Below are 26,460 nucleotides of genomic sequence, written 5' to 3' on the forward strand. Positions count from 1 at the left end.
ATACAAAAATATAGAATTCATAATATATATATTAGTTATATTTTAAAAACTAGATTTTCAAAATATAGAAAGGAGAACTTATATGTACCACTTAATTGCTTTAGTTGCGACGGCAGACGCAACAGCAGTTCTAACGGAAACACTGGAACTATGGTATTTTCCATTAAACCAACGGATAGCGGAGCAGGACAAATTCAAGTATTTAATCCTACTCCGGCAGTAGGTCCCGCTGCTGTAACTTGGACTAGTATTACAACTGGAAACCCAATTGCAAGAGGAGATGCTATATCCCTTTATATTACCCCTGGAATTACTGCAAGTGCTGTATATTCTATTTTTCTAATTACCGATATATAGCAATTCATTTCATAAAAAAAGACCCGAAATTCGGGTCAACAAATAGAAATATAAATGAACTACAACAAATAACAGACAAAGCCATTATATATTTTTCATAGTAAAACATCCATTATTTTCTTTTTACACTATCAATATATTATTTTTTGTTATCGTCCTCTTTGTTAGAACGTCTACCTAAGAAGAACACAAAAACATCACTTCCAAATAAGTGATGTTTTTTGTAGTTAATGCAGTGGTAACATAACCTCAACTGTCGTTCCAACCCCAACTTCGCTTTCAAAACTCATTTTACCGTTGTGGTCTTTAATAATTTTTTCTGTAACTACTAAACCTAGACCAGTTCCTGTTTCTTTCGTTGTATAAAAGGCTTCATTTAACTTTGGAATTTTATCTTTCGGAATGCCGCATCCCTCATCTTTCACTTGAACGATGATTCCATCTTTTACAGTAACTTTAATCGTAATTGTTCCGCCAACTGACATTGCTTCAATTGCATTTTTGATTAAATTAAAAAAGACCTGTTTTAATCGTTTTTCATCACATGTAATTGATGGTAAGTCTTTACTGTAAATACCCTGTATGTGGACTCCTTGTTTTAAAGCAGGCTTTTCCATAACTCGAATAACATAAGAGATAATTTCTTGTATGTTATGAGTTTCTGATTCTAGTGATTTAGATTTCTCAAATCCACTAAGTTCTGTAGCAATTATATGAATCCGATCTACTTCTTGTTTCATAATATCACTATAAATTTTATCCTCTGGATGCTTGTCTGCTTGTTTATTCACAAGTTTTTTTAAGTTTGCTAAAGGTCTTCTAATCTTATAACCAATAACCGTTGCCATCTTTCCAACAGCTGCTAGTTTTTCTGTCTGTTTTATTTCTTTGTCCATCATCTCAAGCGTACGAACGTAAGACTGAACCCTTAAAAATATAATCCAACATATGATAGTAAATACGCTATATAATGCCATTGGGATTAAAACGAGAGAAGATTGAATAATGATTCCTGTAAGAGCATACTTTCCGATAAGTATCGCTGGAACTAACCAGAAATATCTTTTATTCACAAAGATTGGTGCAAACAAAATAAAAAATCCTTCTACTATATTTCCACCGTCAAATTCTGCATCGCTACCATAATAAATCATAATGTTATGGATACAATCTAATACATTATAGCCAATTAGAATAATATACTTTACCGCAAAAGCATTCTTCCATTTCATAAAGTATATTCCAATGCAAAACAATACCACCATCAAAAAGTAAAGCCATAAACCTAAACCATCTTCAAACTCTCCTACACCTTCTTGCTCTCCACCGATTAACGGTACGATAAATTCATAGGCAAGATCATATACGAAAAATATAATAAAAAATAAACTTAAAAATGCTTTCAGCGCCTTTATTTCTTCATTTTTAAATATATAGCCTTTATTCATATGGTAACTCCTAGCTTTTCTTCCACTTGGATTTCAGTATTTCCACACTTCCTTGGGAGAATGATGTCTATTCTCGTTCCAGTATCTTTTTCACTTGAAATATGCAACTCACCAAGGTGCTCGGCGACAATTCGATTCGCTACCGTCAGTCCCAGACCAATTTTATCTTGTTTCGTTGTATAAAAGGCCTCTGTAACACGGGGTAAGTTTTCTTGCTTAATACCATGACCATTATCGATCACACTGATCATTACATATTCTTTCCCTTTATTTTCTAATTGTAAATGTAATATGCCACCTTGTCCCATTGCCTCTAAAGCATTTTTTATCGTATATAAAAAGACTCCTCTTATTTTTCGTTCATCACATTCAACTTCTATTGTTTTTTCTTCCACATTAGAAATAAACTGAATGTTTAATTCATCTATTTTTTCACGAAGACTTGTTATTACTTGTAATACAATTTTTCCTACATCATGTTTCTTATAAATAGAAGGTTTGCATGTAGCAACTTCCATTAACTCACTTATCATATTATTCATATTTTCTATTTCAAAAATCATACGTTTATAAATAGGATCCTCTTCATGCTTCTCTCGTTGTAATTGCGTAAATCCTTTTAATGAAGCAAGTGGATTTTTAATTTCATGTCCAACCGTCGCTGCCATTTTTCCGATTACTGCTAATTTCTGTGATTCACTAGCAATCGCAATACTTTCCTTTACAGCTGAAAGATATTGTAAAAATCGGTTTAAAATGATATATGCAGCTATTAACATAAGTGTATACATAATAAGGAACATAAATGCTTTTACTTCCTCTAATACAAATAAATAAATTAAATATTTTCCTACAATAGAGGAAAGTAAAAACACATAGAATTTTTTATTTAAAAATATAGGTACAAAGAAAATGAGAATAATTTCTATTATATTTGTCGCATCAAACGCCGCCTTATTATAAAAAACATACGAAAATATATTAGCGAGTTCTATCCCTATGTATGCAAATATCCATGCATATTTAACAAGGCTTGCCTTCTCTTTTTTCATTAAATATATATTCACGCACAGTATTGCTACTCCGCAAATAACTTGCCATATTATATTGTATCCCTTATCCATTATTGATTTATCTTCTAATACGATTGCATAGAAAATTTGATATACAATAACAATGACATATAACACCCATAAAAGGATTTTTGCATTTCTTTCTTCTTCTTTATATGATAGAAAACTTTCTTTCACTTCAACACCCCTTCAAAATAATATCTCGAAGAATACCATTTATTATAATAAATGATTTTCATAGACAAACAAAGATAAATCGAACATTTGAGGAAAATCATGCCAACTATGCAATATCTTCATGCTATATACAAGCATAAAAAACATAAACAATAATACGTATATTATGGGAGGTGTTTTTTATGGATGGCAAAAAAAATAAAAAGACCGAACAACTCCAATCTTTCATGCGTGAAAATGAAGGAAAGGAGATGACAACAAATACAGGTATTAAAATTTCAAACGATGAAAACTCTTGAACTGCCAGTGATCGTTTCAGAACGATTAGGCATAGTGCAGGGAACGCCAAATGGACAGTGGGAAGTAAATGATACTTTCTTAACAGGCTCACCACTCCTTTATGATGGATTACTTCTTATCGGCGGAGAGATGGATGATCATTTTCTTAACAAAGCAAGTTCATTTGTCGTAGAATCATATAATCACTTTAAGCCGATTGGCTCCTTCCAAAACGGCTCTTCTATTATTCAATCTTTAAATATCCAAGGAAAGCCTGGTGTTCTAATAGAACAAGACCCTACGAGGCTAGCAAATGAATTTATTAAAGCTATGACAAAACAACGCTTTTGGGATAGAGCATATTCATAAAACAGGGGGAAATTTATGTTTGTTACTGTCGAGAAAGATGTGCATATTTTTGTGCAAGACGTTAATCCTGGTCCAGGTAGTAAGACTGTTTTCTTCGTTCACGGATGGCCTTTAAATCATCAAATGTACCAATATCAACTCAATGTTTTACCTGAGCATGGCTTTCGCTGTATCGCCATGGATATACGAGGGAATGGACAATCTGATAAGCCATGGACTGGTTACACGTATGATCGATTAGCCGATGATATCGCAATTGTTCTGGAAGCACTTCAAGTAGAGAACGCTACATTAGTCGGTTTCTCAGTTGGTGGTGCTCTTTCTATTCGCTATATGTCTCGCTATAATGGGCGCCGCATTTCTAAGCTCGCATTAATTGACGCTGTCTCCCCCTCTTTCGTTAAAAATCAAGAGTCCCCTTACGGTGTACCGAAAGAACAAGCAGATGCTCTCATTAATCAAATGTATGCTAATTTACCAAAATTTTTAAATGATGTATCTTTATCCTTTTTTAATAGAAACTTAGGGGCTGCAACCCTTGAATGGTTTTCTTATCTCGGTATGCAGTCCGCTTCTTATGCCCTTATAAAAATTTTACAAGCAGCTGCAAATGAAGATGTAACGAAAGATTTAAATAAAATTAACGTCCCAACAAAAATCTTCCACGGCGTTCACGACCAACTAATTCCTTACAAAAGTGCTGAGCTTACGCAACAACGAATTAAAAATTCTCAGTTACATGCTCTTACAAATAGTGGTCATGGTTCACCAATCGATCAAGCGGATGAATTAAATAAAGAACTGATAAAATTTTTACATGCATAACAACTGCAATACAAGAACGAAAGTTAATATAATCGATTTTTCACAAAACATAAAATTCACATATTTCTCACAAATACACAAATAAAACGATTACATTTTCATATATACTAAATGTACAGGTAATACTCCCTAAACCCAGCTTGTCTGGTTACCCCGTTAAATACTATGAAAAAAGAACTTGTATCGTTATACAAGTTCTTTTTGTTTCTTTTATTTAAAGAGGATATCTTTACTATATTGATTTCCGACGAGTAAATCATATTGGAGCATTTTATATTGCTCTAACATTTCTTTTTGTTTCTTTGTTAAATCATTGATTACTTCTCCATTTTTATCAACTTTTAATTCATCTCTAAGCACTGGTATTTCCTTGTAAAATTCCGATAAAAATTGATAAAATAAGGATTTATTTAATCCTGCATAATCAAAAATAAGATTAGAAAAATGAATTGGGCTTACTAAACCTAAATTATCATTTGGCATATCAAAGTTTGCATACATTAATAGCGGTGTTTGCGCCATGGCTAAACGTTCGCTCGGTGTTTTTTCATTCGTTATATACCCATTTTCTTTATAAAAAGATTTATTTGTTCCTAATGATGGAAGATGATCTCCAAAGAATACTAATAATGTAGGTCTATCAAAATTATCTAGTTGCTCTATTAAATATTGAAGAGCCTCATCTGAACGTCTTAATCCTTCTGTATACGTCTCTAATTCTCCCTTTGATTCTTCATTTTCTAGACCGCTAATTTCGATTAGGTTTTCACCAAATCGGCCCTCTGTAAATGGAAAATGATTTTGCATCGTAACTGCATGAATAAATGTAGGTTGTTTTTGCTTCTCTAACTCAGCAATTATCTCTTTACTCATCGCTAAATCACTAATATAATCTCCATCAATATCCACATTTTCCATCGTGTCCTCTGCATTAAACTTATCAAATCCTAACACCTTATATACATCGTCACGTTTAAAGAATGTGCGACCAAATGAATGAATTGCACTTGTATAATAACCTTCTTTTTTCAACGCTGTAGGGATTGATGGAATTTCTTTCTTATTTGTAATAACCTGCTGATATGGTATAGAACCTGGCTTTAACAAACTCATTGAATAACTTGTTAATGCCTCAAATTCAACGTTCGCCGTATTTCCCCCAAATGTAGGAGAAATAGTTTGTCCACCAGGAAAGTTTTCTATATAATGATGTAAATTTGGTACAGGATCTTCACTAAAAGAAAGGTTAGTTACTTTCGTCGGATCCCAAAACGATTCACTCATTACAAAAATAATATTCGGTTTCTCTTTTTTCTTTTGGCTCCCTATATTTCCACTATATTGTTTGTTTATATCGTTTGCTATTTGAAGCATATTTTCTTTAGAATAATTTTTTGGTTTTTCCATAACTGTTGTATCTAAATTGCTAATAAACCCAAGTACAAAACCATTTGAAGCATAGTTCTCATTTTGATTCCACAAAACAAAATCTACACCTGATTTTTGAAATACTTTATTCATAAATGTATTCGCAAAATTACCATACGCATATAGAACAAAAATAGACCCTACTACTAATAAGGCTCTTATTCCTAGATGAATCTTTACATTTTGAATATACCTTCTCATATATATCCCTGCTACAATACAAGCTACGATACTTAAGATAATGACAAAAATATAACTCCAACTAAAATAGTCCATCACCATCGGTATAACAGATTGCATATGCGTAATTTGTGTAAAATCAGAAGGATATAACGGATCACCTCTGAAAATAAGCTTCAAATAATTCACAATACATAAAATGACTAACGTACAGCTCGTTAAAACCATACTTAGAAAAACCTTACCTATTAAATTATATACAAGAATATATATTGCATAAATTACTACAAAACTTAATATAAACTGCATATTATAAAAGTAAATCCAATTCATTGCCTCTATGAAACTCATATTAACTTGCATGACAATATAAAATAACGCTACTGTATGAGCTAGCAAAAATAATATAAAATGCACTCGTAGGGATGCTCTAAGTATAGACATCTCTTTTTTATTGAAATGCGTAATATAAAACGTTATGCCCCATACGAAAATCATCATAACACTTAAAACAAGCTTTTGATTTAAATGATCTTTCATCATGTCTAAATTGAAAACCTTTAAAATCATAAACAGCATAGTTATTACTAATAAAGTCACCATACTACTTATAATGCTAGAAATTAATATATTTCTTTTTGGAAGATGAAAAAGTGTAGAACCATACTTCAATTCATTCCCTCGTTTCTATGTCTTAATTTCCCCCGCATCGAAAGAACTATTTCTATTAAAATAACATATATTACATATTTCGTCTGCATACTTGTTTCTATCATAAATGTATTGTCTTAATATTCCCTTAATCAACAGTTAAATTGTGGCATACAAATTACTCATTCTTGAAAAACTTAATTTCAGCATTCCACTTTATGATATAATAACTATGTTTTGGAAATCCTTAATACTATTAAAGATTTCACATAAAAATACGAAAGAATTAATAAAAAAGGAGTTGCTCATTTTTGCTTACTAAGTTTAAGAGTTTGCCTAAAGCGGTATATGTAATTTTGGCGCTTTCTTTCCTGTTGCACGTTTTTTGTTTAGTAAAACAGCCAGGATTAGATGGAGAGTTAGTCAAAGTAACATATGGTGCAAATGATGCCTTTAACTATTCGTTAACAGCTGAACAACTATTAAAACATGGTGTATTTGGTTATGTGTATTTAGAACCTAGTGAAGTTCCAGGAAAAAATGCATATATTACACCAGGTCAGCCATTACTATTAGCTGGAGCTATGATTATTTCTGATATTACATCAATTCCTTACTATTACGTAGCAACTGTTATTAACATGATCATGAACCTTTGCACAGTGCTATTAGTATTCTTAATAGGAAAAGAATTGTTCGAAAAAAACATTTATGGAATTGTTGCAAGTATTTTATATGCTATTTATCCAAGTAACTATACATACTTCCGTACATTGCTAACAGAAGTTCCATCCATATTCTTATTGGCGTTATGTGTATATGTATTTGTTCTCGCATGGAAATACAATAAAGTGAAATTCCATATATGGTTTGGAATTGTCGTTTCACTTTTACTTATGTTCCGTCCAAATCCAGCTCCAATGATGCTCATTCCTGTTCTTGTTGTGTTATTTACATATGGATTTAAAGACTCCATTCGAATCGGATTGTTATGGTTTATCGGACCTTTCTTTATTATTGGCGCATGGGTTGTTCGTAACTACTTAGCACTCAACCAATTTATTTTATTCTCAACCCAAGGTGCAGATCCACTAATTGCCGGTGCAGATCCATTTAATAAAATTGGATATGAAAATATAGTAAATGAAATGAGAGCTAAAGGCTTAGATGACAAAGGTGCATACGCAAAAGAATTAATCAAGAACGGATTTAAGACGGACTTCACTTATTGGTTCTCTTGGTTCACTGTCGGTAAAACAATTGAATTATTCAAAACAGCTCCTGCTGTAGACCAATACCGTATTCACAACTTTATGCAACTATGTCATAGAGTGTTTATCATCGGTACATTCTTGAGCAGCTTCTGCTTCATGCTAAATTCATTTAAACATAAACGCGTTATGATGCTAGTAGCAAGTTCTATTATTTACATTATCTTCTCAAACTTATTCTTAGCAATTAATCGCTATGGATTTTTCATTAATCCTCTTATGTGCTTAATTCTTGCATACGGATTAATTCACATTGTGCAGAAACTTCCATTCTTCCGCACTAACCAAGCATAATAAGAAAGAGGTCGTCCACCGTTGGACGACCTCTTTCTTATTCCCCACACTTTACACACGGCCAATTTGTCCATTCTGTAATTACACTTTAATTCCGTATGTATGTGTTTCTGTATTTGTCAAAATATCTTTCACAACACTACTCACTGTTTTATGTATAAATGCAAGTTTTTTACAACTATTACTATAACGAAAAGAACCCGCCACAAGACAGGTTCTTTTCGTTATTTTATGATAAAAGAGAAGATGATTAGCATGTGTATTATATAAAAGGAAGCAGCCATATTTTCCATACGATACATACGAGTACTGTAACTACAAAATCAAAAAAATCTAATCTCGGGCATTTTTTCATATTCATATGTAGCCACATATGAAACCATTTTATTTTTGTATATTTATGGATGTTTTTCTTTGCAAATCGGTAAATAAGCATTTGCATAATAAAAAATCCGGCCACAAAATAAATAATAAGATGAGAAATCCAATCACAAAATTCCTCCTATTTTTGTAGCGTTTTTTCTACTATCCGATTTTTCAAAACCCACTCTTCAAACTGGGCACTTCCAAATTCCCAACTAAGATCGCGAGCATGTACAGAAAAAACGTAATAACCGGCATATTCATCCATAAACCTACCTAACTCTACATCGTCTTTCTGAATACCGTATACTCCAAAATTAAAATACACATCCCATACGTCTTCATTCTTTCTCTTATAAGCAATCGATTCCATATCACATTCTGTCCCGAAATAATCAAGATGTAAATGTACGCTATCATCGTATTCGTACTCCATTTTATCACCCCTTATATTTGTACTTCTTTACCACCAAAAAAATTCCTGCTATCTACACTCACATATGGGCACTTACCTACATATCATGCTTGTAGAGTGACTTCTAGGAGGTGTTATATAGTGAAAAAATTAATCGCGATTTTTTGCATCATGTTACTAGCTGTTTTTACTTTTGCTGCTTGTAGTAGTAAAAAAGAAGGTACGAAAGAACAAACTCAAAACATTCGCGTCGGCGAAGTTACCCATTCTCTCTTCTATGCCCCATTATATGTTGGGATTAAAAAAGGATTTTTTAAAGATGAAGGACTAAATATTGACCTACAAACAACAGCTGGTGGCGATAAAACGATGACCGCCCTATTATCTGGCGGAATTGATATTGCTCTCGTCGGTTCTGAAACGTCTATTTACGTTCATCAACAAGGAGCGAAAGACCCTGTCATTAACTTTGCACAGCTTACACAAACAGATGGGACATTTTTAGTTTCACGTAAAAAACTAGACTCTTTTAATTGGAATGACGTAAAAGGTGTTACATTTTTAGGACAGCGTAAAGGCGGCATGCCGCAAATGGTTGGGGAATACGTTTTAAAGAAAAATGGCATTGATCCTCGTAAAGATACGAACTTAATTCAAAATATCGAATTTGCTAATATTGCAAATGCCTTCGCATCTGGTACTGGAGAGTTTGTCCAGCTCTTTGAACCGACTGCAAGCATATTCGAAAAAGAAGGTAAAGGTTATATCGTCGCTTCATTCGGAAATGAATCTGGTACTGTTCCTTATACAACATTCATGGCAAAAGAAAGTTTCTTAAAGAAAGATAAAGCTGCTGCTGAAAAGTTCACACGTGCGCTCTATAAAGCACAGCAATGGGTTGATACACATAGTCCAGAAGAGATTGCTGATGCTGTTTCCCCGCTATTTAAAGACACTTCAAAAGACATTACAGTAAAAGTAATTGAACGGTATAAAAAGCAACATTCTTATGCGACAAACCCACTACTAGATGCGGAAGAATGGAAACAGCTCCAAACGATTATGAAAGACGCTGGTGAATTACAAAAAGAAGTCCCACATGAAGCGCTCGTCAATACAAAAATTGCCGAAAGCGTTATTAAGAAATAGAGGCGAAGTGTATGAGTTTTTTACAAATACGTAACGTTTCTCACTGCTTTTTTGCAAAAGAGAATGCCAAACTTATTCTTGAAGATATGAGCTTACAAGTGGAAGAAGGCGAATTTATTTCTATACTCGGCCCAAGTGGTTGCGGTAAAACAACGCTCCTCTCAATCATTGCTGGATTACTTGATCCAATTGATGGTATTGTCTTTTTAGATGGTGAACCAATTACAACGAAAACATCATCTATGGGATATATGTTGCAGCAAGATTACTTATTCCCGTGGAAAACGATTGAAGAAAATATTATGCTTGGACTTCATATTCGAAGGATTTATGATGAACAAATGAAAGAACATACTTTAAACCTTTTAAAGCAAGTCGGTCTACATGGGGTAGAAGGACAATATCCTCGTGAACTATCCGGCGGTATGCGTCAACGTGCTGCTCTCGTTCGAACGTTAGCAACTGATCCGAAAATTTTATTACTAGATGAACCATTCTCCGCACTCGATTATCAAACGAAATTAAAACTAGAAGAACTCGTTTTCAACTTACTAAATAAATATAAGAAAACATCACTACTTGTTACTCACGATATTGAAGAGGCGATTGCGATGAGTGATCGTATTTATTTACTGCAAGCAAATCCTGGAAAAATCGCGAAAACCTTTATCGTCCCGGAAAGTATACGTTCTTTATCACCGTTAGAAGCACGCCATCACTACGATTTCCCAGCCCTCTTTCAAGATATATGGAAGGAGCTGGAACGACTTGGATAATATAAAACAACTACATGAACAATTTCGAAAGAAAGAACGCAGGCGTGCTTGGATTGCTCGCTCACTACAGCTTTTACTACTTATTCTTTTCTTTGCACTATGGGAAATAGCTAGCAAAAAAGAATGGATCGATCCTTTACTCTTTAGTTCTCCTTCGAGTATTTGGGATCTCTTCTTAACGAAATGGATCGACGGTTCACTTTGGGTCCACATATGGACGACATTGCTGGAAACAGGAGTAGGCTTCATTCTCGGAACGGTACTCGGTGCTATTATTGCCACGTTTCTTTGGTGGATGCCACTTCTAGCCCGCGTACTTGATCCTTACCTCGTCGTCCTAAATGCAATGCCAAAAGTTGCACTCGGTCCAATCATCATCGTTATTTTCGGTCCAAACATTTCATCTTCTATCGCAATGGGAGTAATCATTTCCATCATCATTACCATTCTCGTTATTTACAGTGCATTTCAAGAAGTCGATTCTAACTATATAAAAGTGATGGACACATTTGGTGCAAATAAATGGCAATGTTATAAGCAAGTCGTTCTCCCTGCATCCTTTCCAGCAATTATCTCAACGTTAAAAGTAAATGTTGGTTTATCCTGGGTTGGTGTTATTTTCGGAGAACTTCTCGTTTCCAAACAAGGACTTGGCTACTTAATTAGCTACGGATTCCAAGTCTTTAACTTCACACTCGTCTTACTTAGCGTACTACTCACATGTGTTCTTGCAACTCTTATGTATGTGTTTGTTGAAGCATTTGAAAAAATTCTAATTGGAAAAAGAAAAAGAAGCTGACTCAAAACAGTGCGCTATAGTCAGCTTCTTTCTTTTACCTTTTATCACACATTTTCGTTTCATTTGTAATGTTTCCATCCGCAACCGTAACTGTATGGAAACAGTCTTTCACACGTACTGTAACGACATTATCTTTTCGATCTATCACATGATAATCATTAAACTTTTCATTCAAAGCACTACGAATTTGCTCCCCTTCAAAAATCGGAAAACCGTGAGACATTACCCAAATGAGACCAGCAACAGCAAGAATCGTTTTCATACGTTTCATTACCTCCTCGAGAGTAAACTTATAGTCCCTACAACACGCGCATTATAATTGTGTCTAAATTGTGACATTTTTATACTAATTCTCTTTTGTGCCTCCAGTTCCTTCTTCTTTTTAAGAAAAATACAGAATTTTCAATTTTATCAACATAAGAAAAAACGCAAAAAATTAAAAATTCTTCACGCTTTTCTTTAACGAAACTATATCGAAAGCATAACTCACATTAGTCTCCACTTTGTTGTTCTATCGTTTTTGAAACATCATATAATCCCGACAGCACTTCCGCTCTCATTTTTACAAGCTCAGGAAACTGATAGAAGAAAGCAATTTTCTTATATTTTAACTCTGTACCTTCTTTCACCTTTTTTGAATCTTGTAAAATGAACGCTGTAAATGTATCTGCGATATCTTCCGTTACATTTGTTGTTCCATATAGCGATACAAAATCATCATGCTTTTCTTTATAAAATTCAATTTGTGCCTCTTCACTTTCTTCTACTTTCTTTTCTGTCCACTCTTGCTCAATTGGTTTCCAAAATTCATTATAAAATTGGTTAATATACGAACTTTTTCTCACACATCCATTTTTCACGAACACCGTTTTACATTTATTTCGATATGATGAAATGTCTTTCTCTTCATCAAACGCCTCTAAATACTTTCTATCCACTGGTACTTGTTTATGTCCAATCGTTAATACGTGAGCCGTTTCATGAATTAATGTTTTCATCACTTCATCTATATTCACCCCAGAATCAAGCACGTCTAAACTAAGCAACCAATCTCTCGGGTCATCTATACTTGGCATGACATGGGCAACAACGCCATCATAACCATCCGTTATTAGACCAAATCCTGTTATATTCTCACGATATTTCACTGGGACGAGAGTGCGATACATGTCCCATAAGGTTTCATGATACTCTCTATCTTGTCGCTGACTTAACAAATCATCTTTTGCTACTTTGTCATCTGCAAAAACTTTATTCAATCTCTTACGATCCAATTTCTCAAAATAAGGATCTACAATTTCATCATCATCGATATAATAAGAAGCTAAAAAGAAGTAATTGTCATCCTCTTCTTTTTTCTGTTCCGCCTCTTTCATATTCATACTTTCATACTCTTCTATGTCATAATCCTCTACTTTTTCAAGTTCTGAAAGTCCCTCTATCTTTTTATATACTTTTTGTAATGTTTTATCTCCTATTTGCGTGCACTCTTCTTCTGTTTTACAAATTTCTTTTTCATTCGTAACCTCGATAGCACTCTCGCATCCTGCAACTAAACTGCTTGCTATAATACAACACACTAACTTGCCATACAGTTTCTTCATACAATCCCCCATTATTCCATTCTACAAAATATCATAATCATTTTTTTGCGAATATGCGATAATTAATTATAAAAACTGCAAGGAGGCTTCCCATGATTCGTGCAATCTTATTCGACTTAGATGGAACACTATTAGATCGGCGCCAATCTTTAGAACAATTTATTTGTGAGCAATATAATCGCTTCTCCTCACATTTGAAGAGCATAGAGAAATCAAAGTATTGTTCTCGATTTCTTGAACTCGATAATAATGGCTATACGTGGAAGGATAAAGTATATGCTACTCTCCTTTCCGAATACAACATTACTACTTTAACGCAAGAACAACTACTACACGACTATATTACAAACTTCCAACATCATTGTATTCCTTTCAAAAACACGCATGAACTACTTCAACAGTTAAAACAGCGAAACATTAAAATTGGTATTATCACAAACGGTTTTACTGAATTTCAGATGAGCAACCTTCGAGCACTACATATACATACGTATACAAACACCATTCTCGTTTCAGAAGCTGAAGGAATTAAAAAACCTCACCCTGAAATTTTCGAACGTGCTTTGCAAAGACTAGATGTGAAGGCAGAAGAATGTCTTTATGTTGGAGATCATCCAGAAAACGATGTGCTTGGTTCTGAACAAGTAGGGATTCTTGGTGTTTGGAAAAAAGATTCGTTTTGGGGGAATTTTAAGCATTCACGTATCGTAGATGATTTGTTGGAGGTGCTTTCGTTTTTAGAGATGGAGATAAAAACACAATAACAGTAATTAAATTATATCAATGATTTTCACAATATATCGATTTACCGACAAAAAGTGATAATAAAGGAAGAGGGAGCAGTTATTCAAAAACGCCTCCTCTTTCTTTATTATTCATATACTGTAAACTGTGGTTTACTCGGATGATCTTTTACTAGCGCATCATCTGGAAACTTTGAAACTTTTTGATATAAGGCAATGTCGCCGATACACCCTGCTGTTAGTAGAATTCCTAAAAATGAGAGTGGCTCCAGATTCATAGCTAATCCCAATACAATTGGCAAAATTCCAGTTGGTAAAAACGGAAGCATTAACACTTTCTTCATTTGCTTTACTGTAACCGCCTGTTTAGAATGAGCATATGCAACACCTAATTTCCAATTAACGCCCCATTTTAGTTCACTCCACGGAACACCTCCGATATAGCGAAAGCCAATTAAATGTATCGCTTCATGAATACAAACGAGAACAATCATTGCGATAATAAAAAGAAACATCGTTAATAATGTAACTTCAACTTGAACCCCACCTGAAAGAAATATATGCAAATAACCAATTCCAAACGACAAAGCAATTATTATAAAAAATAAAGAAAAGTTTAATTTAACCATCGAAACAGTAACAGTCGTTTCTTTTCTTTTATCCATCTTCCCCCTCCTAAAATGTAAATATATCTTTACAAAATTGTATAATATACCCAAAATAATATAAAGATATATTTACATTTATTCTTACATACAAAAAAAGAAACCGGCTACTTTACTTCGTAAAACAGCCGATTTCTTCTATATGTTTCATCGTACGCGCTAATACGTCATCGCGCATTATAAAGCTAAATTTTCTATTCGTTTTAATGTTGTCAGGAATGTCTTTTAATAAAACAGACCCTTTCGTTTCTTCGTAATGCGTATGTTCTTCTACCGCACTAATTGTTGCAAAATAAATGTTTTTAATGATTATTTTGTCTTTTCCAGATACTTTGTATTGTCCTAAGTAAGTTAAATCAGAAACTATGCCGCCGGTTTCTTCATGAACCTCTCGAACTGCCGCTTCTTCCGGTGTTTCTCCTAGTTCTACTTTACCACCTGGAAATTCAAGACCGCGACGTAAATGATGCGTTAATAACCATTGATCCCCGTACCGGCATACAACCCAAACATGCTTTGGCTCAGGAGAAAATGGATAACGTTCAAACGATAATTGTACAGTGTTGTGGTAATAATCTTTAAATTTGTACATGCCATTACTCCCCTATTGATGGTTACAAGTTTTTCCTACCACAAATTGTAGCATATTCTCGCTTTTCTGCATAATATTATCCAATTACAATCCATTGATTATTCCCATTTGTGCGACTAATTCTTTCGTCTCATGATTTCCTAAATCGTAAATCATTTTATATGCTTTTTGTAGTTGTTCATCATATCGGTCATTATTTGAATCGTGATGATACTCAACAAATGGAACGTGGGAGCGTACAAATGACCCTAAATCTTCTACATATGCTTGATCAAAGTGCTCTCTTAATTCTGTAATTTCCTCATCATTTGCGGAAATCTCAAAATTATACGTATCCGCCGTCTTCACTTGTGAAATTTGACCGTTTCCTATTGATATATAATATGTTTTTTTCGTCTCCATGTAACACCCTTCTTTCATCCTTTTATTTTCTATTGTTTTCATCAATTACAAAATTATGTAAAATAAAGAAAAGGAGGGATTTTATGTTCAAAATATTAATTATCGGTATTATCATCGTCCTAATCATCCTCGTACTCTCCGTCATGACAATTAATAAAGGCTATGCTTATAAACATTCCGTCGATAAACTAGAAGACAATCCTTATACAAAAAAGAATAAGGAGAATTCCTAATATGCTTCGTATACTTCGCATCATAGTAGCACTCACTGTGATCGTTATGTCGGCAATTGGATTATATACAGGTCAAAATAATTCTTTACCTCTTTCACAATTTCTATTAGGGGCTTTAATGTTTCTCATCGCATTTGAACAAATAAAGAAAAGGGAATCAGCAACTGGACTTATTTGTATTATTGCCGGTGCTTTCATTTGGATTGTTCTCATTATTACCTACATAAAATAGAGGAGGTCTTTTATGCTAAAATGGGGACGGATTACTTTATCACTTATTGCCTTGTCTATAGCAATCTATGGATTTTTTACTGGTAATAGAGAAATAATCCCTTATATGTTCATCTTTTTAGGAGGTATGGCCCTCACCATAAGTTTAGAGGAAATATTAAAACAGCAAACAGGAGGTAGTGTGCTCGCTCTACTAGCAGGAGCCGCTGCTTTATTTATTGGTTTCACAGAAATATTCTAGTAAATGGTCTAAAGGGGGCTATACAATGCTAACTCTAACTATATTACGGATTTTTTTAGCATTTCTCATGCTTCTCTTACTCACTCTAAGCACTTATGTCCATTTTACCGATAATTTTTCACTTCTCCCATACGTACAATTTATTCTCAGTTGTTCCTTTATTCTTCTAGGAATTAATGAGTATCCCGTATTTTTTCGTTTCTAGTCTCATATTCTTCTTTTTAATATCAAACTCTTTCGCTACATGTAGAATAAAATTTCGATCAATTTAGCATTTATAATTATTTTCTCTCAGTAACTATTTCTTTCTACTTAAGGGGGATTCCATGTTAAAAAACATTCAAATTATAATCGCCACTATCGCTCTTTCTCTCGCCCTATTTAGCTTCTTTGCAAACTTCACTATTCTTTTACCTTACGTGTTTATCCTTTTAAGTATTATGTTTATCCTTTTTGGAATTGATGAAATGAAGAAACGGGAAAAAGCAAAAGCATTTGTTTATTTTCTCGGTTCTGCCTTTGTTTTATATGTTGGAGTATCTAATATATTTTCATAAAAAAGAAGAGTATGTTCGCTCTTAGTACAATAAAAAAACTGCCCTTTCACAGGCAGTTTTCCTTTTTATCCAAACACTTTCTCAAGTTCATCTTTATCTTGGCTTAACCAGAAGTTCATTAAGCGTTGTGCTCCTTCTAAGTCGTGAAGCTTCGCTTGACCACATTGTGTTTCATTTGCAGCTGGAATTTCTGTAATTTGAACCGCATCTTTTAATGTTAGTTCTAATAAATCAATGATTTCTCGTACTGTCGGTGTTCCGCTTACTACAAGATAATATCCTGTTTGGCAGCCCATCGGTGAAATATCGATAATATCAAAATGCGGATAACGATCAATATATTTACGTAAATTAAATGCTAATAAATGCTCTAACGTATGAATAACATCTGGTTTCATTGCTTGTTTATTCGGTTGGCAGAAACGAATATCAAATTTATTTACAATACCGTCACTACCTACATTGTGAACTCCGCAATGTCTTACATAAGGTGCCTTTACAATCGTATGATCTAATTCAAAGCTTTCTACTGATGGCATACAACATCTCTCCCGCTTTTAATTTAATTCCGTTATATCCAATATGATATAACGGAAATGCACATTAGTAAAGTATTATGTACAGTCGTGCTATAATACTTTAAGAATATGCTGAAAAGGAGACCGTTATGAAACAGATTTTTATTGGGATTATACGCTTTTATCAAAAATTCATTTCTCCGATGACACCACCAACATGCCGTTTTTATCCGACTTGTTCTCATTACGGATTAGAGGCGTTTCAAAAACATGGTGCACTCAAAGGTTTTTGGCTTACTTGTAAGCGTATATTAAAATGTCACCCTTTCCACCCGGGAGGATTTGATCCTGTCCCAGATAAAAAGGATGACAAAGTAAATTCTTAATTGTCGTAACCATTCACAACTAAATCTAATTTTCCTGTTTCAGGATCGATAACAAGACCGTGAACAGGTACTTCTTCTGGAAGTAACGGATGGTTGCGAAGTATCGATACGCTATGTTCTACACTTTCTTCTACACTAGAGAACCCTTGTAGGAATCTTTCTAAATCGATTCCAGAATAACGGAGTGTATCTAATTTCTCATTTGTTATACCGCGCTCTTTCATCTTCTCAATTGTACTGCTTGCCTGAATTTTTGCCATACCGCAATCGTGGTGACCAACTACACAAACTTCATCAGCACCAAGTTCATATACAGCAACTAAAATACTACGCATAATACTTCCGAATGGATGTGAGATAACAGCTCCTGCTACCTTAATAATTTTCACATCACCGTTACGCATATTCATTGCTTTTGGTAATAATTCAACAAGACGAGTATCCATACAAGAGATAATTACCATTTTTTTATTCGGGAATTTTCCTGTTTCATACTCTTCGTATTTTTTCTCTTCAACAAATTTCTCATTGTACTGCAAAATCTCTTCTAATGACTTCATAGTAAAGGACCGATACGATAAACTTAACTAAATCTATACAATTCAATCAAATTTATACAAGTTAGTGCTTCATCGTGTTCTCGCAGCCCCAAAGGGACGAGGGGTATAACACTCCACACGAGGCAGTATCGTTACCTCCTATTATCAAGCATTTATTTTACCCATCTTGATAAATTTATCGCAGCATTTACATCCCTATCGTGATAGCTATTGCATGAAGCACAACGCCATTCACGAATCTTTAAACTCCACTGTCCTTCTGGTTGAACTGAATGGTCGTATTTAACGCCGCAACATGAGCAAATCTTGCTTGAAGCGAACCATTTATCAGCTTTTACATACGCAATGCCGTACTTCTCACACTTGTATAATAAACATTGAAAGAAGAAGTTTAATTTTTGAAAGGAAAATGCTTTCGATAGTTTTTTATTTTTTAACAGGTTTGAGATAGATAAGTCTTCCACAACAATCCTCATTGGTTTGGTTTTCACCAATCTAGCTGTTGCTTGATGGATATGGTTATTTCGGATATTCATAATTTTCCTAGATAACCGCAGGTGCTCAGCTTTCGCTTTTTCATATCCGGCGGATTGAATTTTCACACCTTTTTTAAATCTCCTAGACATATCTCTTTGCGCTGACTTTTTCCTTTTCAAAAGTTTTTTAACCTTAGCATCTTTGTTTATATTTCGTTCTTTCATACCATTAGAAGCTACAAAAAGCTCTTTTAATCCAACATCCACACCAATCGACTCGTTCGTTAGTTCTTGTAATTCAAAGTCTTCTTGGAATCCTACACTCATCCACCAGTGACGACCATCAAAGGTAACTCTTGGATTGGATGGCTTTTTGTTTCTTGGTAGTTGTTGGCTTGTTTTCACTTCTCCAATGGACTGAATATGAACCAATTTCTTTCCTATAACCAGTCTTTCATAATTGGCATAAAATCCTTGGATTAAATCTTTTTTGGATTTATAAGAAGTGTGAGAACCATTTTTGTACTTTTTGAACGAATTTTTTCTCGCCGTATCAAAATCTTTTGAAGCCTGTTTAGGAACTTGTGCATTGATGTCTTTTAACCACTCATATCTCTTTCGCTTCTTGATCTTTGTAAATCGTTTCTGTAAAGCTAACTGTGAAACAGATTTTCCAAATAGCTTATAGTATCTATCACTCATTCTTTTACAATAGTTATAAGCAAATCTTGCAGCACCAGCATGATTTCTAAGCACTTGTTCTTGTTCAGGCGTTGGAATTAGTCTAACTTTCTTCGCCAATATCATCAGAAGCCTACTCCTTTACTGTGCGATTATTCAGACACTCACCTTTTAGATAATGAAAGATGGATTCCTCTGAATAGTAGCGTGTTCCACCAGCATTCTCGTAAGACTACTCGGATGCAAACCTGTTAATTCTGATACTTGACTAACTCGTAAAAATTTCATTATTATTCTTACCTCATTGAACCTAACATAGCACATATGTTTGGTACATTCAATGAGGTTTGATAGATTTAATTAAATTTATCTCGTTCAACTAAGGGCGCAATTCCTTAGCCAGTTCTCTTATGAACTTCTCATGTTTTCACATGAGCGCAGACTATATGTTTATCTCTTTAGAGATAGAGGATTTTTCCATCACCATAGGCTTGTGATGTACTCTCGTCAGTTATACGAGATAGTCGTTGAACGTTCATCCTATCAATTTTGACTTAGATGATTCGAGGCGGAAGACCCATTGTTCTAGTGTTTAGGATTTAACCTTGCACGATCTGATTGATTTTTTCTGCTTTCGCAACATTCACGCTCGCTATTTCTAGCCACGTTGTAGTTCAATCAGCTTTAGGGATTGCCCGCAGTTAACCCTCACTACTAGCCAATTACTTGACTAGCAGGGCTTACTGATATATTTAATTAACTTTCGTTATAATTGGTTAAATAAATCGTAACAGTTAGTTACCCTCTTTTCTCTCATTTACATTACTTATATAGTGTACCAAAATATGAAAAACTCAAAAAGGATATCGCTTTATAGTAAAAATAAGATATTTTCAGATAATCGACATAATTCTTTCAAAATATACACACACCTTTGTAACAAGTTTCACATACTTTAAACGTATTTTCACTATAAACTGATTGTAGATAATGTAAAAAAGGAGTGAATATTTATTATGTCCGACGTTCTGTTACTGAGTCGTTTTCAATTTGCAATTACTATTTTTTATCACTTTTTATTTGTACCTTTGACAATCGGACTTGTCATTTTAGTAGCATGTATGGAAACTCAATACGCCCGCACATTGAATCCAACATATCGCAAAATGGCAAATTTCTGGGGTAAATTATTTACAATTAATTTCGTAATGGGGATTATAACCGGGATTACGATGGAATTCCAATTTGGAACAAACTGGTCTGAGTACTCCAAATATATGGGAGATATTTTCGGATCACCTCTCGCAATCGAAGCACTTGTTGCCTTCTTCTTAGAATCTACTTTCATGGGAATATGGTTATTCGGTAAAGACAAAATTTCACCAAAGTTTCGTGCCTTCTGTATGTGGATGGTTGCACTTGGAACAAATATTTCCGCCCTTTGGATTATTACAGCAAACGGCTTTATGCAAAACCCTGTTGGCTACGTAGTACGTAACGGCCGCGCTGAATTAAATGATTTCTGGGCACTCGTTACGAATCCATACGCTTGGAATATGTTCTTCCATACTGTAGTTGGTTGTTATATTGTTGGTGCTTTCTTCGTTATGGCAATTAGTGCCTATCACTTATTACGTAAAAATGAAGTTGAATTCTTCAAAAAATCATTTAAGTTCGGCTTAATGTTAGGCTTATTCGCCGCAACAATTACACCGTTTATGGGACATCAATCTGGTGTATCAGCAGCTAAATATCAACCCGCAAAAGGAGCTGCGATGGAAGCAGTTTGGGAAACTGGAAAAGGACAAGGCTTCTCAATTGTTCAAATTCCTGATGTAAAAAATGAGAAGAACTTTGAATTCCTTACGATTCCAAAACTCGGAAGCTTCTTCTACACAAATTCATTTGATGGCGAAATTGTTGGTTTAAAAGATATTCCGAAAGATGAACGTCCAAATGTTAACCTCGTGTATTATAGCTTCCGCTTAATGGTTGCACTCGGTATGTTCTTTATGGCATTAACTTGGTATGGCTTCTATTTAAACCGAAAAGGAAAACTAGAAAACTCAAAACGTTATTTAAAAATTACAATATGGTCTGTCTTACTTCCTTATATTGCGATTAACGCAGGATGGATTATCGCTGAAGTAGGTCGCCAACCATGGACAGTATATAAACTAATGCGTACAGCAGAATCTGTATCGCCTATATCTGTCCCGCAAATTTGGTTCTCATTAATTAGTTTAATTTTATTCTACACTTTACTTTTAATCGCAGACGTATACTTAATGCTGAAGTTCGCGAAAAAAGGACCTGCCGCATTAGAAGAACCTGCTACTGAGGGAGGTGTGGCTCATGTCTCATGATATGCTTGCAATCATCTGGTTCGGTTTATGGGGCGTGATTTGGACAGTTTACTTCATTCTTGACGGGTATGCACTTGGTAACGGAATGATTTTTCCCTTCGTTACGAAAGACCGACAAGAACGAAATCAATTACAAGAAGCAATTGGCCCGTTCTGGGGCGGTAATGAAGTATGGTTAATTACAGCTGGTGGCGCAACATTTGCTGCCTTCCCAGTCACATATGCTAATATGTTTAGTTATTTATATACACCGTTATTCTTAGTATTACTTGCACTATTTGCTCGTGCCGCTGGACTGGAATTCATGCATAAAGATGATTCACCAATTTGGCAAAAAACTTGTAAATGGGCATTTGCAATTGGCAGTTTCTTAATCGCCTTTTTATTCGGTGTTACATTTGCTAACTTGTATTACGGACTACAAATCGGAAAAAATGGCTATGAAGGAAATTTACTTAGCTTACTAAACCATTACGGTATTTTAGGAGGGTTGTTCTTCACTGCTATATTTGTCGTATCCGGTGCCCTTTGGGTCATGATTAAAACGACTGGTGAAGTATCTGATCGTGCTTATAAAATCGCAAGACCGTTTTCAATGGCAGCTGCTATCATTTTAGCTATTTTCTATGTAGCGACTGCTAATCGAACAAACTTATTCCAAAACTTTACGGAATATCCGGTACTATTCATTCTTCCAGTACTTGCAATGCTAATGAGTGTACTCGCACTAATTATGGTGTACAAACATAAAATTGGCCTTGCCTTCACATTCGTTTGCCTAACAATCGCAATGTTTATGACAACTGGCTTTGCAGGTATGTTCCCAAGAATGTTACCATCTCGTATTAACGATGCATACAGTACAACGTTATACAACGCAGCCGGTAGTCAACTAAACTTAAAAATTATGTTCTTCGTTGCAATGGTCATGGTACCAATCGTTATTGGATATCAGCTTTGGAGCTACAGTATATTTAAAAATAAAATTCATAAAGACTCTGCTAAAGGGTATCACTAAGGTAAAAAAAGACACTTCATTTGAAGCGTCTTTTTTTATACGTATGATTTTCGATAAGATGTTATATTTCTAATCTAACAACTATACTACAGAAGAATCATTAACAGCTCACAGCTAGATTGTATCATAGGGCAACTTCATCATTTTATGCAATTTTACATACTGTACTATAAAGTAAACTGTATCCCCTGATCATTCGCATCATTATCCCATACATCAGCTGTACTAATCCCGCTAAACGTTTGTACTTTCATTCCTGTATTTGATGATCCCGATCCATTATAAGCCTTCGTCTTTTCAATCGGCTGTACGTTATATTTGTCACCTACATTAATTGTTCCATTGCAGTTTTCAATAATAACACCTTCCACAACTGCCGGCATTTTGTCACCCACTTTCATTTCTTTACTTTTATTTTATGAAAATCGCCTAGAAAAATAGCATGTTTCAATAAGAAAAAGCACTCAAATTGAGTGCTTTTTCTTTAAGCATAAAGACAAGTTTGGAGACAGTTGACTTCTTCAAAATTTTATTAGGGGTAATATTTTGAAAAAGAAAGCCTTTCATATGTAGGTTAACACCACTGGAATATATAGTAAATTGATAATATTTATACGGAAGATTGCAAATGTTTAGTATAGATAGTTTACACTATGCTAACAGTGTAAACTATCTATACTAATAAAAAAAGGTGCCTTCAAAAAAGACACCTTTCAAAAACAGACACTATAAAACAGAATTATTTATTGTTATACGATTGTTAGATACAAAAAGTAGAGGGAAATGTTTGTATGAAATTCTGCTTTATAAAGTCTGTCTACAACTTATATTGTAATCCTCTTCATTTGAAAAAAAATATAATATGCACAATTGCATACAAAAAGAAAAAGCACTCTACTAAGTGCCTTTTCAACCATTTTACTTTTAATATATCGCTTTGAATATATTGTAACATACGTATCTATATATTTTATTGAGAAAATTCAAAATCCTTTTTCTTTCATTTTCACTTATAAAATCATGTAATATAAAAGGTATGTCAAATTCTTATACAAGTTGAGGTGTACTATATTTATGATGTATTTCGGAATTATTCCTCTTATATTGTTTATTATTTTTCTTATCTCGTATTTAAAAGATCCGCGAAAAATAATAAACGGCTTTTTATTTAATGCCTTTATCTGTTTTTTCCTTCTTTTTTGTGTGATTGTATCATTGAACTCAGATAGTGATGTCCTACGCTACATTATATTTTTACCTTTTTTAGCACTTCTCATTATGCTTCCTTTCGGTATTGTTGCTTTAATGTTTGGACTATTTCTTAATGCTAGAATTTTAATGAAGCGAGAAGGACGACGGTTCACTAACTGTTTAACACTCCTTGCTGCTTTAGGGATGTTATTCTTTATGTTACTCCCTATTATAAATCCAGCAAGTTTGGTTTCATCGCATTTAGAGCCTATTTTTGCAGCTATTTCTCTTATAAGCATATATTTCTTTATACACTTATCTAACTTCTTAAGTGCATATTTTTTATACCAATTCAACAGACCAAGACGTAATCAAGATTTCATCATCGTTCTTGGTAGCGGCTTAATTAATGATAAAGTACCACCTTTACTTGCAAGCCGCATTAATAAAGCGATTGACTTCTATTGGAAACAAGCCGCTGTTAATACACCACCAACAATTATTTTTTCTGGTGGACAAGGTCCAGATGAAGGTCTTCCAGAAGCGGAAGCGATGCAAAGTTACGCTGTTGAAAAAGGAATTCCTCTTGAACATACAGTCCAGGAAAATCGCTCTGTAAACACATATCAAAATATGCTGTTCTCTAAAGAAATTATGGATTCTTTAAAACCAGAAGGTAAATATAAAAGTATTTTTACAACGAATAATTTCCACCTTTTCCGTGCTGGTATATATGCAAGACAAGCCGGTCTTAATAGCCAAGGAATCGGATCAAAAACTGCATTTTATTACTGGCCTAACGCAATGATCCGTGAATATGTTGCGATTGTCGTAATGGGACGCAAGCGCCATATGAAAATATGTGGAACTATTTTAGGTTTCGCTTTATTCGTATCAGTACTTAGTTTTATATTTTCTTAATAGCATCCCATCCTTTGAAAGGATGGGATTTCTTATACTGATTTCAAAAATATTTTAAAGATAATATGGTGATAATATTCCCTGCATACATCCATTAAAGGAGAATTTTTTCAAATTAAATGTTAAAATAAAATTTAGGTGTGAATTACGTAACAAATAAGAAACTAGTTTGAAACGAGGAAATTACATGGAGAAAATTATCAAAAACAAGCCCAATAAGCTAAGAATTGCTTCAAAAGCTTTGATGATTATTATTGGGGCATTTATCACAGCGTACGGATTAGAAGCAGTATTAATTCCAAATAACGTATCAGACGGTGGTGTAACTGGTTTAAGTATCGTTAGTTCAAGATTATTTGGATTGCCATTAGGAGCTCTAATCGCAGTTATTAACATTCCTTTCGTTTGGTTAGGGTATAAGCAAATCGGTAAAAGCTTTGCGATTTATTCTATTATCGGAATTGCTTCATTAGCAGTAGGTACCGTTGTCATGCACGGAATACCAGCTATTATTGAAGGCGATACATTATTAGTTACAGTTGTTGGTGGTATTATCATCGGTTTTGGTATGGGACTAGCATTACGTAACGGTGGGGCATTAGATGGAATCGATATGCTTGCTGTATTGCTTTCTCGTAAGTTACCATTTGGAACGAGTGACCTTATTTTATTCTTAAACATGTTCGTATTTATTTTCGTATCAACGGTATTCGGCCTGCAAGGAGCTATCCTTTCGGCAATTGCTTACTTTATCGCTTCGAAAGTGATTCATATCGTTGAAGTTGGTTTAAGTGGTTCAAAAGCATTTAAAATTATTACAAAAGAGCCTGAATTAATGGTAGAAACAATTCGCGATCGTTTAGGCCGAAGTGCAACATATAACGAAGTATACGGTGGTTATTCAAGAGAGAAGTTTAAAGAAATTTCATGTGTAATTAACCGTTTAGAAGAAAGTAAAATGAAAGAACTTATTAATGAAATCGATCCACACGCCTTTATTACAGTTTATGACGTAGCAGAAGTAAAAGGCGGTAACTTTAAGAAACGTGATATTCATTAATCGTTATGAAAAAGAGGGTGTGCCAAAATTTTGGCACACCCTCTTTTTATTATTAAGTTGCTATCGTTGTCAGTTTTTGTCGGTAAGTCGATATATTTCAATAATCGCTGATATATTTTTACTTCCTCCCTTATACCTAAATCGTACCACATGAGAGGAAT

The 26,460-nt window shown here is 34.2% G+C and carries 29 protein-coding genes and 4 pseudogenes; 18 read left to right on the top strand and 15 right to left on the bottom strand.

Features of this window, described 5'->3' with window-relative positions:
- Nucleotides 1–138: 138 nt before the first annotated feature.
- Nucleotides 139–357 (top strand): annotated as a pseudogene (locus ACTFSL_RS07575) (collagen-like protein); the annotation flags it as partial.
- A 227-nt stretch (nucleotides 358–584) separates the two neighbouring features.
- Here the strand turns inward: ACTFSL_RS07575 and ACTFSL_RS07580 are convergent.
- Both ACTFSL_RS07580 and ACTFSL_RS07585 read right to left on the bottom strand, forming a co-directional pair.
- Entirely contained in the window at nucleotides 585–1,805 is a 1,221-nt protein-coding gene (locus ACTFSL_RS07580) for an ATP-binding protein (protein WP_078186553.1), read from the bottom strand.
- Nucleotides 1,802–3,055, bottom strand: coding sequence for an ATP-binding protein (locus tag ACTFSL_RS07585; RefSeq protein ID WP_088322442.1), 1,254 nt, complete (start codon nucleotides 3,053–3,055; stop codon nucleotides 1,802–1,804). The genes ACTFSL_RS07580 and ACTFSL_RS07585 overlap by 4 nt, the downstream gene beginning before the upstream one ends.
- Nucleotides 3,056–3,237: 182 nt before the next feature.
- Between ACTFSL_RS07585 and ACTFSL_RS07590 the strand changes: the two genes are divergently transcribed.
- From ACTFSL_RS07590 to ACTFSL_RS07600, 3 genes and pseudogenes are all read left to right on the top strand, one after another.
- A complete protein-coding gene (locus ACTFSL_RS07590) occupies nucleotides 3,238–3,354 on the top strand; it encodes a hypothetical protein (protein WP_002182974.1) in 117 nt (38 codons plus the stop codon).
- Nucleotides 3,355–3,358: 4 nt separating this feature from the next.
- Nucleotides 3,359–3,703, top strand: a pseudogene (locus ACTFSL_RS07595) (catalase); the annotation flags it as partial.
- A 15-nt stretch (nucleotides 3,704–3,718) separates the two neighbouring features.
- A complete protein-coding gene (locus tag ACTFSL_RS07600; protein WP_000498278.1) occupies nucleotides 3,719–4,528 on the top strand; it encodes an alpha/beta fold hydrolase in 810 nt (269 codons plus the stop codon).
- Between the two features lie 210 nt (nucleotides 4,529–4,738).
- Here the strand turns inward: ACTFSL_RS07600 and ACTFSL_RS07605 are convergent, their stop codons facing one another.
- Nucleotides 4,739–6,808: an LTA synthase family protein gene (locus ACTFSL_RS07605; protein WP_088338490.1), complete on the bottom strand. Its 2,070-nt coding sequence runs from the start codon at nucleotides 6,806–6,808 to the stop codon at nucleotides 4,739–4,741.
- Nucleotides 6,809–7,098: 290 nt separating this feature from the next.
- Here ACTFSL_RS07605 and ACTFSL_RS07610 point away from each other — a divergent pair, with 290 nt between their 5' ends.
- Complete coding sequence (locus ACTFSL_RS07610) at nucleotides 7,099–8,352, top strand: glycosyltransferase family 39 protein (protein WP_440041455.1); 1,254 nt, start codon at nucleotides 7,099–7,101, stop codon at nucleotides 8,350–8,352.
- Nucleotides 8,353–8,433: 81 nt separating this feature from the next.
- On the opposite strand, the pseudogene ACTFSL_RS07615 reads toward ACTFSL_RS07610, so the two are convergent.
- The 3 genes and pseudogenes from ACTFSL_RS07615 to ACTFSL_RS07625 all read right to left on the bottom strand — a co-directional run.
- Nucleotides 8,434–8,505: pseudogene (locus ACTFSL_RS07615) on the bottom strand (DUF2196 domain-containing protein); the annotation flags it as partial.
- Nucleotides 8,506–8,614: 109 nt separating this feature from the next.
- Nucleotides 8,615–8,844 (bottom strand): annotated as a pseudogene (locus tag ACTFSL_RS07620) (hypothetical protein).
- A gap of 10 nt (nucleotides 8,845–8,854) precedes the next feature.
- Complete coding sequence (locus tag ACTFSL_RS07625) at nucleotides 8,855–9,151, bottom strand: DUF3986 family protein (RefSeq protein WP_000455580.1); 297 nt, start codon at nucleotides 9,149–9,151, stop codon at nucleotides 8,855–8,857.
- Nucleotides 9,152–9,271: 120 nt separating this feature from the next.
- Here ACTFSL_RS07625 and ACTFSL_RS07630 point away from each other — a divergent pair, with 120 nt between their 5' ends.
- The 3 genes from ACTFSL_RS07630 to ACTFSL_RS07640 are packed head-to-tail and all read left to right on the top strand — an operon-like array spanning nucleotide 9,272 to nucleotide 11,854.
- Nucleotides 9,272–10,279, top strand: a complete 1,008-nt coding sequence (locus ACTFSL_RS07630) for an ABC transporter substrate-binding protein (RefSeq protein ID WP_119684034.1) — start codon at nucleotides 9,272–9,274, stop codon at nucleotides 10,277–10,279.
- 11 nt (nucleotides 10,280–10,290) lie between these two features.
- Nucleotides 10,291–11,055, top strand: coding sequence for an ABC transporter ATP-binding protein (locus ACTFSL_RS07635; protein WP_000009035.1), 765 nt, complete (start codon nucleotides 10,291–10,293; stop codon nucleotides 11,053–11,055).
- On the top strand, nucleotides 11,048–11,854 hold the full coding sequence (locus ACTFSL_RS07640; protein WP_000368771.1) for an ABC transporter permease: 807 nt from the start codon (nucleotides 11,048–11,050) through the stop codon (nucleotides 11,852–11,854). The genes ACTFSL_RS07635 and ACTFSL_RS07640 overlap by 8 nt, the downstream gene beginning before the upstream one ends.
- Before the next feature lie 34 nt (nucleotides 11,855–11,888).
- Here ACTFSL_RS07640 and ACTFSL_RS07645 read toward each other — a convergent pair whose 3' ends face one another.
- On the bottom strand, nucleotides 11,889–12,116 hold the full coding sequence (locus ACTFSL_RS07645) for a hypothetical protein (RefSeq protein ID WP_000849112.1): 228 nt from the start codon (nucleotides 12,114–12,116) through the stop codon (nucleotides 11,889–11,891).
- A gap of 229 nt (nucleotides 12,117–12,345) precedes the next feature.
- Entirely contained in the window at nucleotides 12,346–13,458 is a 1,113-nt protein-coding gene (locus ACTFSL_RS07650; protein WP_119684036.1) for a recombinase family protein, read from the bottom strand.
- Between the two features lie 92 nt (nucleotides 13,459–13,550).
- On the opposite strand from ACTFSL_RS07650, the gene ACTFSL_RS07655 reads away from it, so the two are divergent.
- Nucleotides 13,551–14,222: an HAD family hydrolase gene (locus ACTFSL_RS07655; protein WP_088338493.1), complete on the top strand. Its 672-nt coding sequence runs from the start codon at nucleotides 13,551–13,553 to the stop codon at nucleotides 14,220–14,222.
- Between the two features lie 107 nt (nucleotides 14,223–14,329).
- Here ACTFSL_RS07655 and ACTFSL_RS07660 read toward each other — a convergent pair whose 3' ends face one another.
- The 3 genes from ACTFSL_RS07660 to ACTFSL_RS07670 all read right to left on the bottom strand — a co-directional run bounded on the left by ACTFSL_RS07660 (nucleotide 14,330) and on the right by ACTFSL_RS07670 (nucleotide 15,860).
- Nucleotides 14,330–14,866, bottom strand: a complete 537-nt coding sequence (locus tag ACTFSL_RS07660) for a DUF3267 domain-containing protein (protein ID WP_000361287.1) — start codon at nucleotides 14,864–14,866, stop codon at nucleotides 14,330–14,332.
- 112 nt (nucleotides 14,867–14,978) lie between these two features.
- The gene (mutTA, locus tag ACTFSL_RS07665; RefSeq protein WP_000276385.1) at nucleotides 14,979–15,458 is read right to left on the bottom strand and encodes an antimutator 8-oxo-(dGTP/GTP)ase; all 480 of its coding nucleotides are present in this window, start codon (nucleotides 15,456–15,458) and stop codon (nucleotides 14,979–14,981) included.
- Nucleotides 15,459–15,542: 84 nt separating this feature from the next.
- Entirely contained in the window at nucleotides 15,543–15,860 is a 318-nt protein-coding gene (locus ACTFSL_RS07670) for a hypothetical protein (protein WP_000448409.1), read from the bottom strand.
- A gap of 83 nt (nucleotides 15,861–15,943) precedes the next feature.
- Between ACTFSL_RS07670 and ytzI the strand changes: the two genes are divergently transcribed.
- The 4 genes from ytzI to ACTFSL_RS07690 all read left to right on the top strand — a co-directional run bounded on the left by ytzI (nucleotide 15,944) and on the right by ACTFSL_RS07690 (nucleotide 17,122).
- Nucleotides 15,944–16,093: a YtzI protein gene (gene ytzI / locus ACTFSL_RS07675; RefSeq protein ID WP_000472794.1), complete on the top strand. Its 150-nt coding sequence runs from the start codon at nucleotides 15,944–15,946 to the stop codon at nucleotides 16,091–16,093.
- A 1-nt stretch (nucleotide 16,094) separates the two neighbouring features.
- Nucleotides 16,095–16,325, top strand: coding sequence for a DUF3953 domain-containing protein (locus ACTFSL_RS07680; protein WP_000944458.1), 231 nt, complete (start codon nucleotides 16,095–16,097; stop codon nucleotides 16,323–16,325).
- 12 nt (nucleotides 16,326–16,337) lie between these two features.
- Complete coding sequence (locus tag ACTFSL_RS07685) at nucleotides 16,338–16,565, top strand: DUF3953 domain-containing protein (protein WP_000922253.1); 228 nt, start codon at nucleotides 16,338–16,340, stop codon at nucleotides 16,563–16,565.
- Nucleotides 16,566–16,891: 326 nt separating this feature from the next.
- The gene (locus ACTFSL_RS07690; protein ID WP_000916668.1) at nucleotides 16,892–17,122 is read left to right on the top strand and encodes a YczI family protein; all 231 of its coding nucleotides are present in this window, start codon (nucleotides 16,892–16,894) and stop codon (nucleotides 17,120–17,122) included.
- Between the two features lie 65 nt (nucleotides 17,123–17,187).
- Here ACTFSL_RS07690 and luxS read toward each other — a convergent pair whose 3' ends face one another.
- The gene (gene luxS, locus ACTFSL_RS07695; RefSeq protein WP_001141371.1) at nucleotides 17,188–17,661 is read right to left on the bottom strand and encodes an S-ribosylhomocysteine lyase LuxS; all 474 of its coding nucleotides are present in this window, start codon (nucleotides 17,659–17,661) and stop codon (nucleotides 17,188–17,190) included.
- Nucleotides 17,662–17,789: 128 nt separating this feature from the next.
- On the opposite strand from luxS, the gene yidD reads away from it, so the two are divergent.
- Entirely contained in the window at nucleotides 17,790–18,026 is a 237-nt protein-coding gene (gene yidD, locus ACTFSL_RS07700; RefSeq protein WP_000809334.1) for a membrane protein insertion efficiency factor YidD, read from the top strand.
- Here yidD and ACTFSL_RS07705 read toward each other — a convergent pair.
- Nucleotides 18,023–18,586: a beta-class carbonic anhydrase gene (locus ACTFSL_RS07705; protein WP_000838169.1), complete on the bottom strand. Its 564-nt coding sequence runs from the start codon at nucleotides 18,584–18,586 to the stop codon at nucleotides 18,023–18,025. The genes yidD and ACTFSL_RS07705 overlap by 4 nt on opposite strands.
- A 152-nt stretch (nucleotides 18,587–18,738) precedes the next feature.
- Entirely contained in the window at nucleotides 18,739–19,869 is a 1,131-nt protein-coding gene (locus ACTFSL_RS07710; RefSeq protein ID WP_088338495.1) for an RNA-guided endonuclease InsQ/TnpB family protein, read from the bottom strand.
- A gap of 890 nt (nucleotides 19,870–20,759) precedes the next feature.
- Between ACTFSL_RS07710 and cydA the strand changes: the two genes are divergently transcribed.
- Entirely contained in the window at nucleotides 20,760–22,109 is a 1,350-nt protein-coding gene (gene cydA, locus ACTFSL_RS07715) for a cytochrome ubiquinol oxidase subunit I (protein ID WP_440041457.1), read from the top strand.
- Complete coding sequence (cydB, locus tag ACTFSL_RS07720; RefSeq protein WP_000017662.1) at nucleotides 22,099–23,127, top strand: cytochrome d ubiquinol oxidase subunit II; 1,029 nt, start codon at nucleotides 22,099–22,101, stop codon at nucleotides 23,125–23,127. The genes cydA and cydB overlap by 11 nt, the downstream gene beginning before the upstream one ends.
- A 167-nt stretch (nucleotides 23,128–23,294) precedes the next feature.
- Here cydB and ACTFSL_RS07725 read toward each other — a convergent pair whose 3' ends face one another.
- On the bottom strand, nucleotides 23,295–23,528 hold the full coding sequence (locus ACTFSL_RS07725) for a spore germination protein (protein ID WP_002001299.1): 234 nt from the start codon (nucleotides 23,526–23,528) through the stop codon (nucleotides 23,295–23,297).
- A gap of 673 nt (nucleotides 23,529–24,201) precedes the next feature.
- On the opposite strand from ACTFSL_RS07725, the gene ACTFSL_RS07730 reads away from it, so the two are divergent.
- Complete coding sequence (locus ACTFSL_RS07730) at nucleotides 24,202–25,239, top strand: YdcF family protein (protein ID WP_000990094.1); 1,038 nt, start codon at nucleotides 24,202–24,204, stop codon at nucleotides 25,237–25,239.
- A 187-nt stretch (nucleotides 25,240–25,426) separates the two neighbouring features.
- Entirely contained in the window at nucleotides 25,427–26,299 is an 873-nt protein-coding gene (locus ACTFSL_RS07735; RefSeq protein WP_000411246.1) for a YitT family protein, read from the top strand.
- Nucleotides 26,300–26,460: the final 161 nt, after the last annotated feature.

The organism is Bacillus cereus group sp. MYBK108-1 (assembly GCF_051917185.1).
Lineage (GTDB): Bacteria > Bacillota > Bacilli > Bacillales > Bacillaceae_G > Bacillus_A > Bacillus_A cereus.

Excerpts from the sequence above, each read along its gene's own strand:
- ACTFSL_RS07680 (WP_000944458.1), top strand. The coding sequence starts at position 16,095 with ATGCTTCGTATACTTCGCATCATAGTAGCACTCACTGTGATCGTTATG.
- mutTA (WP_000276385.1), bottom strand. The coding sequence starts at position 15,458 with ATGTACAAATTTAAAGATTATTACCACAACACTGTACAATTATCGTTT.
- ACTFSL_RS07600 (WP_000498278.1), top strand. The coding sequence starts at position 3,719 with ATGTTTGTTACTGTCGAGAAAGATGTGCATATTTTTGTGCAAGACGTT.
- ACTFSL_RS07670 (WP_000448409.1), bottom strand. The coding sequence starts at position 15,860 with ATGGAGACGAAAAAAACATATTATATATCAATAGGAAACGGTCAAATT.
- ACTFSL_RS07635 (WP_000009035.1), top strand. The coding sequence starts at position 10,291 with ATGAGTTTTTTACAAATACGTAACGTTTCTCACTGCTTTTTTGCAAAA.
- ACTFSL_RS07690 (WP_000916668.1), top strand. The coding sequence starts at position 16,892 with ATGTTAAAAAACATTCAAATTATAATCGCCACTATCGCTCTTTCTCTC.
- ACTFSL_RS07625 (WP_000455580.1), bottom strand. The coding sequence starts at position 9,151 with ATGGAGTACGAATACGATGATAGCGTACATTTACATCTTGATTATTTC.
- ACTFSL_RS07580 (WP_078186553.1), bottom strand. The coding sequence starts at position 1,805 with ATGAATAAAGGCTATATATTTAAAAATGAAGAAATAAAGGCGCTGAAA.
- cydA (WP_440041457.1), top strand. The coding sequence starts at position 20,760 with ATGTCCGACGTTCTGTTACTGAGTCGTTTTCAATTTGCAATTACTATT.
- ACTFSL_RS07655 (WP_088338493.1), top strand. The coding sequence starts at position 13,551 with ATGATTCGTGCAATCTTATTCGACTTAGATGGAACACTATTAGATCGG.
- ACTFSL_RS07650 (WP_119684036.1), bottom strand. The coding sequence starts at position 13,458 with ATGAAGAAACTGTATGGCAAGTTAGTGTGTTGTATTATAGCAAGCAGT.
- ACTFSL_RS07685 (WP_000922253.1), top strand. The coding sequence starts at position 16,338 with ATGCTAAAATGGGGACGGATTACTTTATCACTTATTGCCTTGTCTATA.
- ACTFSL_RS07725 (WP_002001299.1), bottom strand. The coding sequence starts at position 23,528 with ATGAAAGTGGGTGACAAAATGCCGGCAGTTGTGGAAGGTGTTATTATT.
- cydB (WP_000017662.1), top strand. The coding sequence starts at position 22,099 with ATGTCTCATGATATGCTTGCAATCATCTGGTTCGGTTTATGGGGCGTG.
- ACTFSL_RS07660 (WP_000361287.1), bottom strand. The coding sequence starts at position 14,866 with ATGGATAAAAGAAAAGAAACGACTGTTACTGTTTCGATGGTTAAATTA.
- ACTFSL_RS07735 (WP_000411246.1), top strand. The coding sequence starts at position 25,427 with ATGGAGAAAATTATCAAAAACAAGCCCAATAAGCTAAGAATTGCTTCA.
- luxS (WP_001141371.1), bottom strand. The coding sequence starts at position 17,661 with ATGCCATCAGTAGAAAGCTTTGAATTAGATCATACGATTGTAAAGGCA.
- yidD (WP_000809334.1), top strand. The coding sequence starts at position 17,790 with ATGAAACAGATTTTTATTGGGATTATACGCTTTTATCAAAAATTCATT.
- ytzI (WP_000472794.1), top strand. The coding sequence starts at position 15,944 with ATGTTCAAAATATTAATTATCGGTATTATCATCGTCCTAATCATCCTC.
- ACTFSL_RS07590 (WP_002182974.1), top strand. The coding sequence starts at position 3,238 with ATGGATGGCAAAAAAAATAAAAAGACCGAACAACTCCAATCTTTCATG.
- ACTFSL_RS07705 (WP_000838169.1), bottom strand. The coding sequence starts at position 18,586 with ATGAAGTCATTAGAAGAGATTTTGCAGTACAATGAGAAATTTGTTGAA.
- ACTFSL_RS07645 (WP_000849112.1), bottom strand. The coding sequence starts at position 12,116 with ATGAAAACGATTCTTGCTGTTGCTGGTCTCATTTGGGTAATGTCTCAC.
- ACTFSL_RS07710 (WP_088338495.1), bottom strand. The coding sequence starts at position 19,869 with ATGATATTGGCGAAGAAAGTTAGACTAATTCCAACGCCTGAACAAGAA.
- ACTFSL_RS07730 (WP_000990094.1), top strand. The coding sequence starts at position 24,202 with ATGATGTATTTCGGAATTATTCCTCTTATATTGTTTATTATTTTTCTT.